15 protein-coding genes and 1 tRNA gene are annotated in these 13,171 nt (G+C 52.0%); 7 read left to right on the top strand and 9 right to left on the bottom strand.

Translation table 11 applies throughout. The features are described from left to right. The first annotated feature begins 94 nt into the window (after positions 1 to 94). Positions 95 to 514, top strand: a complete 420-nt coding sequence (locus K7G70_RS13815) for a pilin (RefSeq protein WP_223789249.1) — start codon at positions 95 to 97, stop codon at positions 512 to 514. Between the two features lie 135 nt (positions 515 to 649). Here the strand turns inward: K7G70_RS13815 and K7G70_RS13810 are convergent, their stop codons facing one another. The 3 genes from K7G70_RS13810 to K7G70_RS13800 are packed head-to-tail and all read right to left on the bottom strand — an operon-like array spanning position 650 to position 3,654. Continuing rightward, complete coding sequence (locus K7G70_RS13810; RefSeq protein ID WP_223789248.1) at positions 650 to 1,117, bottom strand: methylated-DNA--[protein]-cysteine S-methyltransferase; 468 nt, start codon at positions 1,115 to 1,117, stop codon at positions 650 to 652. Next, positions 1,114 to 2,535 carry an AlkA N-terminal domain-containing protein gene (locus K7G70_RS13805; protein ID WP_223789247.1) on the bottom strand — a complete coding sequence of 474 codons (1,422 nt, stop codon included), beginning with the start codon at positions 2,533 to 2,535 and terminating at the stop codon, positions 1,114 to 1,116. Before K7G70_RS13805 ends, K7G70_RS13810 begins: the two co-directional genes overlap by 4 nt. Positions 2,536 to 2,568: 33 nt before the next feature. Beyond that, entirely contained in the window at positions 2,569 to 3,654 is a 1,086-nt protein-coding gene (locus K7G70_RS13800) for a phosphatidate phosphatase App1 family protein (protein ID WP_223789246.1), read from the bottom strand. A 193-nt stretch (positions 3,655 to 3,847) separates the two neighbouring features. On the opposite strand from K7G70_RS13800, the gene K7G70_RS13795 reads away from it, so the two are divergent. The 4 genes from K7G70_RS13795 to K7G70_RS13780 are packed head-to-tail and all read left to right on the top strand — an operon-like array spanning position 3,848 to position 7,002. Beyond that, positions 3,848 to 4,387, top strand: coding sequence for an RNA polymerase sigma factor (locus tag K7G70_RS13795; RefSeq protein ID WP_223789245.1), 540 nt, complete (start codon positions 3,848 to 3,850; stop codon positions 4,385 to 4,387). Then, positions 4,377 to 5,213 carry a HEAT repeat domain-containing protein gene (locus tag K7G70_RS13790; protein ID WP_223789244.1) on the top strand — a complete coding sequence of 279 codons (837 nt, stop codon included), beginning with the start codon at positions 4,377 to 4,379 and terminating at the stop codon, positions 5,211 to 5,213. Before K7G70_RS13795 ends, K7G70_RS13790 begins: the two co-directional genes overlap by 11 nt. A 14-nt stretch (positions 5,214 to 5,227) precedes the next feature. Continuing rightward, complete coding sequence (locus K7G70_RS13785) at positions 5,228 to 6,127, top strand: DUF4097 family beta strand repeat-containing protein (RefSeq protein ID WP_223789243.1); 900 nt, start codon at positions 5,228 to 5,230, stop codon at positions 6,125 to 6,127. A gap of 17 nt (positions 6,128 to 6,144) precedes the next feature. Beyond that, positions 6,145 to 7,002 carry a DUF4097 domain-containing protein gene (locus tag K7G70_RS13780; protein WP_223789242.1) on the top strand — a complete coding sequence of 286 codons (858 nt, stop codon included), beginning with the start codon at positions 6,145 to 6,147 and terminating at the stop codon, positions 7,000 to 7,002. Between the two features lie 60 nt (positions 7,003 to 7,062). On the opposite strand, the gene K7G70_RS13775 is transcribed toward K7G70_RS13780, so the two are convergent. Next, positions 7,063 to 7,386 (bottom strand): heavy metal-binding domain-containing protein, encoded by a 324-nt coding sequence (locus tag K7G70_RS13775; protein WP_223789241.1) that lies wholly within the window; start codon positions 7,384 to 7,386, stop codon positions 7,063 to 7,065. 118 nt (positions 7,387 to 7,504) lie between these two features. After that, positions 7,505 to 7,651 carry a hypothetical protein gene (locus tag K7G70_RS13770; protein ID WP_223789240.1) on the bottom strand — a complete coding sequence of 49 codons (147 nt, stop codon included), beginning with the start codon at positions 7,649 to 7,651 and terminating at the stop codon, positions 7,505 to 7,507. A 287-nt stretch (positions 7,652 to 7,938) separates the two neighbouring features. On the opposite strand from K7G70_RS13770, the gene K7G70_RS13765 reads away from it, so the two are divergent. After that, positions 7,939 to 8,334 (top strand): Imm7 family immunity protein, encoded by a 396-nt coding sequence (locus tag K7G70_RS13765; RefSeq protein WP_223789239.1) that lies wholly within the window; start codon positions 7,939 to 7,941, stop codon positions 8,332 to 8,334. Between the two features lie 125 nt (positions 8,335 to 8,459). Here the strand turns inward: K7G70_RS13765 and K7G70_RS13760 are convergent. Next, positions 8,460 to 8,544: transfer RNA gene (locus K7G70_RS13760), tRNA-Leu, on the bottom strand. A gap of 220 nt (positions 8,545 to 8,764) precedes the next feature. On the opposite strand from K7G70_RS13760, the gene K7G70_RS13755 reads away from it, so the two are divergent. Beyond that, the gene (locus K7G70_RS13755) at positions 8,765 to 9,079 is read left to right on the top strand and encodes an HPF/RaiA family ribosome-associated protein (protein ID WP_223789238.1); all 315 of its coding nucleotides are present in this window, start codon (positions 8,765 to 8,767) and stop codon (positions 9,077 to 9,079) included. 69 nt (positions 9,080 to 9,148) lie between these two features. On the opposite strand, the gene K7G70_RS13750 is transcribed toward K7G70_RS13755, so the two are convergent. From K7G70_RS13750 to K7G70_RS13740, 3 genes are all read right to left on the bottom strand, one after another. Next, positions 9,149 to 9,616 (bottom strand): Dps family protein, encoded by a 468-nt coding sequence (locus tag K7G70_RS13750; RefSeq protein ID WP_223789237.1) that lies wholly within the window; start codon positions 9,614 to 9,616, stop codon positions 9,149 to 9,151. 145 nt (positions 9,617 to 9,761) lie between these two features. Beyond that, a complete protein-coding gene (locus K7G70_RS13745; protein WP_223789236.1) occupies positions 9,762 to 11,651 on the bottom strand; it encodes a formylglycine-generating enzyme family protein in 1,890 nt (629 codons plus the stop codon). Beyond that, a complete protein-coding gene (locus K7G70_RS13740) occupies positions 11,642 to 13,144 on the bottom strand; it encodes a bifunctional metallophosphatase/5'-nucleotidase (protein WP_223789235.1) in 1,503 nt (500 codons plus the stop codon). The genes K7G70_RS13745 and K7G70_RS13740 overlap by 10 nt, the downstream gene beginning before the upstream one ends. Positions 13,145 to 13,171: the final 27 nt, after the last annotated feature.

The raw sequence follows: 13,171 nt of genomic DNA, 5'->3' as shown, positions 1-13,171 counted from the left end.
GATCATATTTGTGACATGGCTTGTATTTGAAGGGCTGTCAACAATGATGCCGAGTATCATATTATGAATTGAAATCAGAGGAGTTGTGAATGAAATGAAGGCATTGAAACCATGTATTCTGTGGTCCTCATGTTGCTTATTAACCGCCTGTGATTCTCAGGATGCCATCCAAGGTGGTCAAGTGGCTGTTGCCACCCAGAAAGCCATCAACGCCTATGAAGTGAGGGCCTTGGTCATTGATGAGATCATGAAGGCCAGTGGTTTAAAGAAACAATTGCAAGAACATTGGCAGCAACGGGGTGATTTTGCGCTGAAGTCAGTCAGCACGCGGACCTCAGGCCAAAATTTCAATCCTGATTCTGGGGTCATCACCATCAATTTGTCGGGTGTATCAGATGCATTTCAAGCGGGTGATGAGATCACCTTACACCCACAACCCAGTGCCGGTTATTTTGAATGGCAGTGCCGCAGCAATGTCACGACCAATCTGGTTCCAGGGTCTTGTCAGCAATGACCTCGATTGTATGTTTGACCTGAACAAAATACCTTGGTTTCAGGGGCCAATTGAGAAACATCGTTGCTGCGCATGCCGATTCAAAAAAAATAGTCTAACCATTCCCCATGAGTACAGTTATAAACATTGCTGTCATCAAGTCTTGAACAGGTCGCTTGATTCATGCTGTAACAACCACCGTTTGCGCTCCAGTCCGCCGGCATAACCGGTCAATGAGCCGTTGGCGCCAATCACCCGGTGACAAGGCACGATGATGGAAATTGGGTTCTTGCCATTGGCCGCGCCCACTGCGCGCACCGCTTTGGGCTGTTGCAGTTGTTGGGCCATGTCCCGATAGGATGCCAGCTGGCCATAGGGAATGGTCAACAAGGCTTGCCACACCCGTTGTTGGAATTCGGTGCCTTGTGGGGCCAGTGGCAAATCAAAGCTTTGGCGTTGTCCGGCAAAATATTCGCGCAACTGGGATTTGGCTCGGTTCGTGAGGGCATTGGCTTGCACCGCTTGGGCTTGGTCCACAAAATACACGCTGTGGATGCCTTGGTCATCGGCGGTGATTTCCACCAATCCCAAATCTGTGGTCAAATGGTCGGTATACAGTGTCATGTTTGACTCCAAAGTTGAAATGTGAAGTAACTGCGCCAGGGCGCCAAATCTGCCGGCTCAATCGGGTGTCCTTGCAAGGCTTTGTCAACCCCCAGATCACCCGCCAGAAACACATCCGGTTCACTCAAGCCGCGCAGTTTGGCGTAGTTCACCGTCCATGGGCCAACGCCTTTGATGGCCAACCAAGTGTCGGGATCAGCGGCCTCTTTTTGCGCCACAAAATGACTGGCCAAATTGCGCAAAGTTTGTTTGCGGGCACCGGGCATTTTCAGCCAGGCCAAATCATTGGCGGCGATGTCTTCGGGGCGGGGAAACCAGCGTTGCCCTCCGGCTTGGTGACCCAGTTGATCGACCAATTGAATCACCAAGTTTTTCGCGGCCGTGACTGAAATCTGTTGGCCCAAGATGGCCCGAATGCCGGCTTCAAAAACCGACCAGATGCCCGGGATCCGCAAACCATGGGTCAGGGAAAAATCTGTGGGTAAGTGTTCAGTCAAATGCGCCTCTATGACGGCGGTGTCGGCATCCAAATCCAACACCCGACGGATGTTGTTGATGACCCAACGCAATTGACTGATGTCCGACAATTGCAGTTTGACCACGAAAGCGTGTTGGTCTGCTTGGTGGGTGGCGGTGAACGCACCACGACCGCCTGGCCAGTCAAAGGTGCGGCCATAGCGGTTGGCTGTCAGTTGTTCCAAGCCGGGGATCAAACGGGCGGCCAAGAAGTCATGCACTTGGCTCCAATTGTACGGCGGGCGGTAACTCAGTTTCAGCATCAGTTCATTGTGGGTGCTTGGCTTGGCTTGGCGAATGGCAGTTGGGGTCAACTGTATGGTTTGCTTGAAACAATCATTGAAACGCCGCACGCTGTTGAACCCACAAGCCAGGGCAATTTGGTTGATTGGTAACTGGGTCTGGTGCAACAGTTGTTTGGCCATCAGGCATTGTTGGTATAACACATAAGCCTTCGGGGCGGTGCCCAGGTGCTGCACAAACAATTGTCGCAGGTAGCGGTCACTGACCCCCAGGTATTGGGCAAACTCCGACAAGGTCTGGTGTTCCAGGGCACCGGCATTAAGCAGCCGCAACGCCCGTTGTAACAGGGCTTGCGAACCGAGCCAGGCCGCTGAATTGGGGGCACTGTCCGGACGACAGCGCAAACAAGGCCGGTAGCCGGCGGCCGCGGCTTGGTGCGCGGTGGCGTAATAATCCACATTGGTTTCTTTCGGCGGGGTGGCCGGGCAGATGCTGCGGCAATAAATGCCGGTGGTTTTGACCGCGGTGAAGAAGCGACCATCGAAGCGGGCATCTCTGGATAAACGGGCTTTGCGACAAACTTCTTGGCTCAACACGGGGTGGTCATCTGGTGAAAAAGAGCCACCATTGTAAAACAAACGGCGGCTTGCACCAGCCATTTTCGGAACTGGATCATGGGACCAAATGGGTCTTTAAGGCCGCTTGAAGGTGATTTCGGCAGCCGTTTCAAACAGCTGCCACTGGTCTGGCTTCAGCCCTTTGAATGCCGTTTGGAAGCGCTCATCACTGGCCCGTTCCCCGGTGACATTGCGGATCAGGATGTGTTTGATTTGCTCGGGAAACTGCCGTTGTATGTCGGCGTATATTTCCGGATCGTATTCACCGCTGTCACCCACCAAGATGAATTGTCGCTGCGGATAACGCTGCAATATGGCTTTGATTTGTGGCGGTTTGGTCTCGGTGCTTTTGGTCCACAGATTGAGCAGACTGCTGTCTTTGAAGCGAAAGGATTTGAGGTGGTAGTCGGCGGTGGGAAAGCCGGACTGTGCGATGAACTCATGCAGGAAAGGATACAGCTGCCAGGGGCTGGAAGAAACAAAATGCAAAGCCCCATCCTCAGCCAACCAATGGCGGTAGTGTGCGGCCATGCCGGGGACGGCTTTGAACGGCTGATAAAAGGTATTCTGCAACAGCTCACGACGCTGGGTGACGGCCGAGATCTTGACCGTGTCATCGATGTCACTGATGATGGACAGGCCTTGTGGGGAAATCAATTGAGCCTGGCCGCTGAATTGCCTGGCGTCTCGATCTGGCAGCACGGCTGCAAATTGCAGTTGGTGGCGGATGCCGGCGGCATTCAGGTGTGCCTGTTTGACCTTGATGGTGTGGTGAAAATGGCCATTGGGGGCCGATTCGGGCAAGGCATAAGAGCGGTCGGCAAAGCGGATCACCACCTGCTTGCCCCGTTCGTTGTCGGCCAACAGGGCGTTGATGCGATCAGCAAACAGCTGCGTGTTCTCGGCGGTGACAGTGAGCCCATGGCTGGCTTTAAGGGCTTGTTCGATGCCGGCTTTGCGGATGCTGGAGTCGGCCGGTTCGAAAACCCAACCATGGATCGGAATGTGCCACTCATTGTTGGCTTTATCCAGCCAGGCGCTGGTGTGGAAAAACACCAGGGTTTCATCACTTTTCAGGTCGCTGACCGGGCCGGCCATGGCGACTGGCTGCAGCATCAGCAAGCACCAAGCCAACCAGGCGTGTTTGGGTAAGGCAGTCATGTCTGCATTATGACTGTTTTTGTGTGACTTGCCAATCTCCTAGCTTGGTAATTCAGGTGTGGCGGCGACGCATGAAAAAAATCCGCATGAATTTGGTTACTTTTTCTGACTTCTGCCGTTTCCGCCCCTAAGATGAAACACAGCATGGTTTGAAACACCACAGGAGCCCATTATTTTTACTGACAACCACATCATGTCACAAGTCAAAGCCGGTGAAGTGCAGAAGCTGGGTTTGTTGTATGAACGACATAAAAAAGCTTTGTACGGCTTCTTTTATAAGATGTGTCGTTCGGCATCGGTCAGTGAGGATTTGGTGCAAAACGTGTTCACCAACATTTTGAAGTCGAAGCACACCTTTGGTGGGCATGGCAAATTCATCACCTGGATGTATCACATCGCGCGCAATGTGTTGCATGACCATTACCGCAAGCACAAACATGAGCAACAACACGTGACCACCGAACACGCGCCAGAATTGGCCGATGGCTTGGACCTGGAACACAAGTTCGAAGCCGAACTAACCATTGATCAATTGTTTCAAGCCATTGAGCTGTTGAACCAAGAACAACGAGAAATACTGATGATGAGTCGCTTTGAAAATCTCAAATACCAACAGATTGCTGAAATCCTGGGCTGCTCAGAAGGGGCCGTAAAAATGAAAGTGCGGCGCACCCTGATTGCTTTGAGAGACCAGTTCAATCGCATACAAACCGGAGCTGCTGATGTCGCCTAACAAACCACAAGATGAGTTGGCCCCACAAGAGTTGGAGCTGTTGATGATGGATTACCTGGCCGGTCATTTGGATGACACTGCCATGGCGGAATTTGACACGATGATCGCGGACAACCCCCAACTCAGCCAGGAACTGGTTGAGCTGCAACAGCTGATGGGCCTGATTGAACAACACAACCAACAGGACATCCCTGAGCCTTCAGCCCAAATGGATCAAAACTTTTACGCCATGCTGCATGAGGCCGTGCGTGATGAAGTGCAGGCGGGCCAGTCAATTTGGTCGCGGTTGAAACAATGGCTGCAGTTGCCGCAAATACGCCGTGTTTCTTATGCCTTCAGTTTTTTGGCCATGGGCGTGTTGCTGGGTCACTACCTGCAACTGCTGAATCAACAAGCCAGCCTCCAGGATCAACAATTGGCCTTGAAAGACCAACAAATTCAGGCCTTGACGGTGCTGTCCTTGCTGGACATGCCCTCGGCCAATAAACGCCTGATGGCCATCCAACTGGCTGCCATGTCAAGCCAACCCGATGACGCGGTGGTCGATGCTTTGCTGACCACCTTGCAACAAGACCGCAATGTCAATGTGCGTTTGCAGGCGTTGGAAGCCTTGAGACCGCATGCCAATACGGTGGCGGTGCAAAGCGGTCTGGTGGCTGCCATGGCCCACCAAGAATCACCCATGGTGCAGGTGGCTTTGGTCAGGCTGTTGCGCCAAGTGAAAGCGCCGGGTGCAGCCGCTGCCGTCGAGCAATTGCTGCAACAAGAAAATTTACTGGAGCCGGTCCGCACCGAGCTCAACCAGTCCCTCAATGAAATGATTTGAAACAGGAGAACCCCATGCAAGCCCAACGAATCCTATTATTCCTCAGCCCTTTGTTGCTGGCGTTGACCGCCACTGCTGGCCGCATCAACGGTGACTACCGTAACAGTGAGTTGATTGAAGCCAGTTTGCCGGTCAATGACACAGATGTCACCGTGACCGTATTCAATGTTTATGGACCGATTGATGTGCAAGGGCATGACGGCGATGAAATCACCGTCACGGCACGCAACGAAGTGTGGGCCGACACGGCGGAACTGGTGGCCACCGGCTTGGCTGAAGTCGACGTCAAGGTGGTGCGACATGGGGCCCAAGTGTATGTGTTTCTGGACACACCCTACACCCACTTTGATCCCGTGGCTGGCGAGTTGTGGCACAGCGACACCTGCTGGCGGCGGGATGATTGCACCATCAAGCATCAACGCAAAGCCTATGCCTATCGCATGGCCATCGAGGTGCAAGTGCCACAGGCCATGAGCCTGGACGTCTCGGCCATCAACGACGGCGACATCACCATACAAGACATGCACGGCCAACGCTTGCAGGTCAACAACATCAATGGCGCGATTGACTTGTCCCAGGTGTCTGGACAAACCTTGGTCAACGCCATCAACCAAGACATCCACATCGAATACAGTGAAAACCCAGCCGCCGATTCATCGTTTGAATCCATCAATGGGGATGTGGTGATCACGTTTGCTGGTGAGCCCAACGCCGAATTGGTGTATCAAACCATGCATGGCGACTTGTACAGCCGCTTTGACGTGTCGGCCTTGTCACCCAAGGTGACCCGCACCAGCCAACAGAAAGAACATGGCATTCAATATCAACTGGACGCTGAAAACCGACTGCTGGTCGGGGCAGGGGGGCCGGAGTATCGCTTCAAGACCCTCAACGGCGACATCAAAATCAAATGAACATCAGGAGTGTGATGATGAAACAAACAACCCAAAACAAACAACCCAAGTTAACGACCCAATTCATTGCTTGCTGGCTGCTGTGTGCTTGCCTGACCCCGTTGTGGGCCCAGGAAGACCGCGGCATGTTGCGCGAAGAAATCGTGATCCCATTGAGCGATCCGGATGCCATCGGGACCCTGGAAGTGAACCAGATTTATGGCGGCATGCGGGTCATCGGCTATGACGGCAAAGAAGTCATAGTCATCGCCATGCAGGAAAAAATGAATGCCTCGTCGGAAAAACGCAATGGTCTGCGCAAGATCGTCAACAATTCACTGGCGCTGGCAGCCGAGGAATCGGACAACCACGTCGAGGTGGTGGCAAAAAATTACCACAGCGGCAAAAACAAAGTGATGAACCTGGAAATTCGGGTACCGCGTCAATTCAATTTACAACTGAGCAGCATCAACGACGGCGACATCTGGGTAGAAAATGTGCAGGGTGAGATGGAAATCAGCAACACCAATGACAACATCACTTTGACCAAGGTGGCCGGTTCTGCGGTGGTTGATTCGGTCAATGGCCTGATCAAAGCCGATTTCACTGCGGTGACCGCCGACAGCCGCATGCTGTTCACCTCATTCAATGACGACATTGACCTCACCTTGCCGGCCAATATCCAAGCAGACTTCAAGCTGCAAACTGCCTACGGTGACATCTTGACTGGCTTCGATGTCGAGTTCAACGCCTCCGATCCAATCATTGAAAAAGACACCGACGAGGATTCCTACCGGGTTACCCTGGAAAAATGGGTCACCGGCACCGCCAATGGTGGTGGCACCGAAGTGGTGCTCAAATCCCATTCGGGCGATTTGATCCTGCGCTCAAAATAAAACTGTTTAAACAGAAAAAAGCCGCTGAACTGCACAGCGGCTTTTTTGTGCTCAGATCATTCAGGCGCTGACTTTTACAGCGGTGCCAATGGCACTGACCATCATCATGGAACCGGTTTCACCAATGACTTCATAGTCCACATCAATGCCAATAACGGCGTTGGCACCCAGTTTCTGAGCCTGAACACGCAATTCTTCGATGGCTTGCTGGCGGGCTTCGGCCATGACTTTTTCATAGGCCGATGAGCGGCCGCCAACGATGTCCCTGACTTTGCCAAACAAATCCCGAAAGATGTTGGCACCGAGAATGGATTCGCCGGCCACCAGGCCGCAGTAGCTTTCAATGGTCCGTCCTTGTAAGGTATGGGTGGTGCTGATGATCATTGTCACATCTCCATGTCGTTAAATCATCAGGATACCCCATGTGCCCAGGATTTCGATACTGCCATCAGTCATTGCTTGAAAAAAAAAGGCCGCCTTTTTGATGAGGCGGCCTGACAGTTCAGTGCTTGGTATGGAGCAGTTGCTTCAGCCGTTCCAACCATTTGTTTTTTACGACCGGTTTGCGCTTTGCATGAACCGGAAATGGTCGGAAGGCTTCCAAACTGTCCGCAACACTGTTGTGGGGTTTGACGTTTTTGTCATTCATAAATCACCTTTGAGGTTCCTTATGGGACCCATTGTAAGGATCTGAATAGAGTAAACCACCCAATTCAGGCCGCATGGATGCTGGATTGTTGGTTATTTTGTGACCCATTTGGCAAAAAAATGCAATTTTTGTTACAAAATTTGGCACTGTGGTCTGATTCAATCCGTTCTGGTGGCTAAAGGGGTGGATTCTGCGGCCAATTCCGACCTTTTCTTGGTCTTCTGGCTGCATCTGTTCGCATCTTGCCTACAATAAAACCATGTTTTCAATAACCACCAGGACATAACATGTTTGAATTTCACGGTTGGATCCTCGTTAATTTGGCTCCGCAAGGCAAGCAAGAAGATCAATTGACCACGCGCATCAATGCCATCAAAAACGTGATTGACGAATTTTCTGCGATTCAATCCAAGGTTGATATCTTTTATCAACAAGGCAAACCTTTCATTCGCTTTGATGGTCGCTTGAATCATTATGAAGGTTGGGTATTGAAACTGTTTTTTGCCATCAACAAAATGACCGATGGCAGCGAAGGGATTTTATTCATTAAGGATGAGGACAACCCTTGTTTGAACAGTCAATTTCGTGTGTGGCAAATGATGAACGGTGAGGTGTTGTCTGGTGACATGACCTTCTTCCCAGACAAATACAATTCTCACCACAACAATTTGCAAATTGCCTGAACCCATTTATGGGTGACAAACAAAATTGGGCCTTAAAAAACCTGACATTGATGTTGGGTTTTTTTTTGGCTTGCTGGAAAGTTTTATGAGGTGTCATCAAGCTGCGGATGAACCCGCAAAAAAGATGGTGCCGAGGGCGAGAATCGAACTCGCACTTCCGAAGAAACCGGATTTTGAATCCGGCGCGTCTACCAATTCCGCCACCCCGGCACGAGGATGACAAGTATATAAGATTTTTTCGGCTTGGCAAGTGATTTTTTGACAAATCCACCAATCATTTCGATTGATCCGTTAAATTTTTGTTCAATGCGTTGACCGCCTGCTCGATTGGACTGAAATTAATCATGAAAACCATTTGAATTCAGGCCAACAGTCCGCAGTATTACAGTAAGAACAGCATACCAACATCAAACCAGACAGAGGAGTACTTATGCAAATTCAAGTCAACACCGACCACCACGTCAAAGGCGGCGATCTGTTAACCAAACACGTCGAAAACCTCATCAACAGTTCGTTGCACAGCTTCAAAGACCAGGTCACCCGAGTGGCCGTTTACCTGGCCGATGAAAACAGCCACAAAGGGGGCGAAGATGACTTGCGGTGTACCATGGAGGCCCGCATCAGGGGCTTGAAGCCGATTGCGGTGACGCATCATGCCGACAACATCAACAGCGCCATAGATGGCGCGGCTGATCGCATCACCCGGGCGGTCAGAAAAACGGTGGAGAAAAGAAGGGAAGCTTAAGAACCCATCAACAGCCACAAAAAAAACCAGCCACCCAGGCTGGTTTTTTGTGCCGTCAAGAAAGGTTGATCAGCCCAGCAAGGCGCGCAACATCCAGGCATTTTTTTCATGAAATTCCATGCGCTGCGTCAACAAATCACCGCTGACTTCATCGGTCTCGATGGCCTCGGTTTGCAGCAACTGTCTGGCGTGTTTGATGATGATCTCATGGGAGGTCAACAGATTCTTGATCATGTCTTCCGCCGCTGGCACTTCGGTTTCTTCTTTGATGGCTGTCAATTGGCCGAAGGCTTGGTAAGAACCCGGGGCAAATTCGCCCAAAGCCCTGATGCGCTCGGCGATGATGTCCACGGCCGCAGCCAGCTCGGTGTATTGTTGTTCGAACAAGGCATGCAAAGAGGTGAACATCGGTCCGGTCACATTCCAATGGTAGTTGTGCGTTTTGAGGTACAGGGTGTAGGAATCAGCCAGTAAACGGCTCAGGCCATCGACGATGATGCCACGATTTTCTGGGTTGATGCCAATGTTAATGCTCATTGAATGGTTCCTTTGTGTTTGAAGTACTTACATTGTATGGGCAGGTGGCTGAATGTAAATTTGAGTTTCTGTATCACGGTGATCGCATAAACAGAACGATAGGGGCCAAACGTCCTGTTAAACAGAACATAAATGATTAGGATGTTCAGTAACGCAGGGTTTTGGCCACCCGAAATCCCAACCTTGGGTCGGTGAAGTCGGTCGCTGCTTTGAGCCGATGGTGGATGCGGTACTCTTCATTGGCACTGCCCCAGTTGCCGCCACGGATGACCCGGTTTTCGCAGCCCCGGTTGACCCACGATGAGCCGTCATTGGGTGCACGGGTGTAGGAATCATGCCAGCAATCATCGACCCATTCCATGACATTGCCACTGAGGTCATACAGGCCCAACAAGGTCTGTATGAAAGACCCAACTGGAGCCGGCCCCCAATGACCGTCTTCATATTCTGTAAAGCCTTCACGCCAGCGGATGCGGCTGCGCTTGAACTTGTCTTTGGCGCCGGAAAAGTTGCCCCAAATTTCAGTGGGTTCTTCATTGCCCCAAGGGTATAGGGTGTTGCTGTTGGCGCTGAGCAGGTATTCAAACTCGCTTTCGGACAACAGCCGATAAGCGCTGCCGGTGGTGGCGTTCAGCCAATTGGCATAGGCATTGGCATCCTCCCAAGAGACATGGATCACCGGTAAATCGCCGTCGGCCAGTTTGCCCAAGTAGTCATGGCGCCAGTTGATGTTGAACTTGTCTTTGAAGCGACCGGTGCGTTCATCATAGATCACCGCCCGGTTGTTCTTTTCGGCGGTGGTTTGGTAACCACTGGCTTCAATGAAGCGGGCAAAATCGGCCACCGTGATTTCGAACTTGCTGACGGCGAAACCGTAGTTGATTTGGACCAGGTGGCTGGGGCGTTGGTGCTTGGGCCCGGTCTGACTGCCCATGAAGTATTCACCCATGGGCATCACCACCATGGTGGGACCGGTTTGGTTGCCCCGGTTCAACAAGTCATTGAACTCGTCGCCGATGTCGTGTGGCCCATAGTTTTGGGTTTTTTCCAGCAGCGATTGATAACCATTGAGTTGGTTGTCCGGCACTTCCAGCGCCGCCAAGGCCGCCACCATATTGGCTGCGCGGTCCAAATTCAAATCATTGATGGCACTGTAAAACTGTTGGTCCAGGTAGGCAAAGCGGTTTTGTCTTTGGGTTTGGATGTCGGTGATGGCCTGGCGGGTGATGCCATGCTCGGGATCCAGTTCTTGCATCCACTCGATTTGTTGGTTGGCAAAACTGAAATCCAGCTCTTGCGCGGCGCGCAAGGCTTGTGCACTGATGGCGGTCAACACCTGTTGTTTCAAGTCATTCAGGGGTGGATAATCGGGGTCCATGTTGGCCGCCACGATCAAGGTGTGCAAGGCATCCTTTTGGTCGTCTTCATACAAACGGCCATCGGCCAGATGGCCTTCAATTTCAGTCACCAATCTTTTTATGGTGACGATCACACTGATGCGTTCGGTGAAGGCCGGAATTTTGCTGTCAGCCTCATCAATGGTTTTCAGGCGGGCGGTCAAGGCCGTCAAGGAGTTGGCATCATAATCCCTGCTGGCCTGTTCGGCCTGATCATACAAGGCGGCATGGACGGTGGTCATCAATTCCTCAATGGCGGTGTCTTCCACGCCCAATTCTTTGGCCTTGAGCAAATAAAACAAGGTGTTCTGATTGTCAGGAAAAAAATCGTGGTCTTGCTCATGGGATAAGCGGGCCAGTTCCAACAAATCATCGATGGTTAAATTGCCCAGGTCAAAGTCGGCTTTGTTGCTCAGCCAATCAGGAATTTCGACCTGTTCCAGCACCGCGGTGGGCAGCACTTTGGGGTCATCCTGTGGCAATTGACTGGGCTGTTGGGTGGCGGGGATGGGGTTGCTGGTAGCGCCCAGGGTGGGTGGGCCAAATATTTGGTCATGGGTCCGCAAGTAATACAGGCTGTAGACCAGCACACAGCCCAGCAGCAACATGGTGGTTTCTTTGAAGCTGATCAGCGGCATGGGTCCCGCATGGTGTTGCAAATTCTGAAGTCGCGTTGCTCATCGATGCCTTCCGGGGAAGCTTGCAGCAACGTTTTGAACAGGTCTTTGATTTCTGCCCCGTTGGCTTCGCAAGCCACTTGCATGCTTTCATCGATCATGGTGTAACCATCGTGGTCGGTGTGTGCAGAAATCAGGTAATGGGGCACCACAGCACGGATGCTGCCTTGACTGTGCTCGTGTTCTGCATCATGTTCGCCAGTGAGGTGAATGTGCCCCACTGTGCCTTGCTCGGGATCGTGTATGAAGGCCAAGCCCGACACTTGCAGCCAGTGACCATTGGCGGTCCAGCTGGATATGCTGTGAGCCAAGATCTGGGGCAGCAGGCTGCGGTCAAATTCAATCAATCGCAAATCACTGGGGTAAGGAAACATTTCCTCCAAATGCTTGACCGTGAGGTTGGAACCAGCCGGGATGTTTTGATTCAAACGGATTGAGCCCGAATTCAACAACACCACATCGGCCTGACAGGCTTGAAAATGACCGTTCACCATGTCAGCCAATAAGTTGCCCAAATTGGTTTCAAAACGCCTGATTTCGGTTTCTTCGGCCATCAGTTTGCGGTGGGTGAAACTCAACACCTCGGCCAGACAATCGGGGGCCATTTGGCGTTCCTGACAATAGCGCAAATCGTTGGCATCACTCAGTGCTTGGGTAAAGGTCAAGACGGTTGGGTCTGGGGTGAAGCTTTTATCCAATGCCACCACTTGAGGCGTCACTTGGAAGTCGTCGCCGATGGTGATTTCTGCCACAATGGCCGAGGCGGCATCGGCGTCGGCTTTGAGGATCCAACGGCCGCCCATTTGTTCGGTTTGGACATAATGTTCATGGCCACCAAAAATCACATCGGGCCTGACGACTTCTGGCAATCGCATCATCGCCAGATCATCGGGCAACCATTGATGGGTCAGGCCAATCACCAGGTCGGCACCTTGGGCCCGCAATTGCGGCACATAAAGCTCAGCGGTGCTTTGGAAATCACCGAAGGACTCGATGTATTCTGGGTGGGCGATGTCGGTGGTGTGGGAGAACAAGCCCACCGTCAGGTCGCCAAAAGGCAGCAACAGGCTGCGGCTCATGCGCTCGGATCGGAGGCTGTTGGCTTGCCATTGGATGTTGCTGCCCAGCCAGATGAATTCAGATTGGTCCAACAGGCCATTCATCAGGTCCACATGCCGCATGCGGCCCTTGTCGAATTCATGGTTACCCCAGGTCACCACCATGTGCGGATCAAATTCACCAGCGGCGCCATCCATGCGGTTCAAGGTTTGGATCATGGCCACACCATCATCCTGTTTGCTGATGAATGAGGGGTGTAAAAAATCACCGGCATGCAAAAACAACACGTGGTCATAGCGCTGCTCCAGTTGTTGGCGCAGGGCGCGAACCCGGGCCAATCCACCGGTGTCACCGTTGTCGATGCCAGCAATGCGGTACACGTCATTGATGGACATGACCACCAAAGTGGTTGTTTTGGGGGT

Source organism: Marinicella meishanensis, from assembly GCF_019931145.1.
GTDB classification, from domain to species: domain Bacteria; phylum Pseudomonadota; class Gammaproteobacteria; order Xanthomonadales; family Marinicellaceae; genus Marinicella; species Marinicella meishanensis.
The sequence above is the reverse complement of the archived record's forward strand: the minus strand, read 5'-3'. Positions and strand labels throughout refer to the sequence as shown.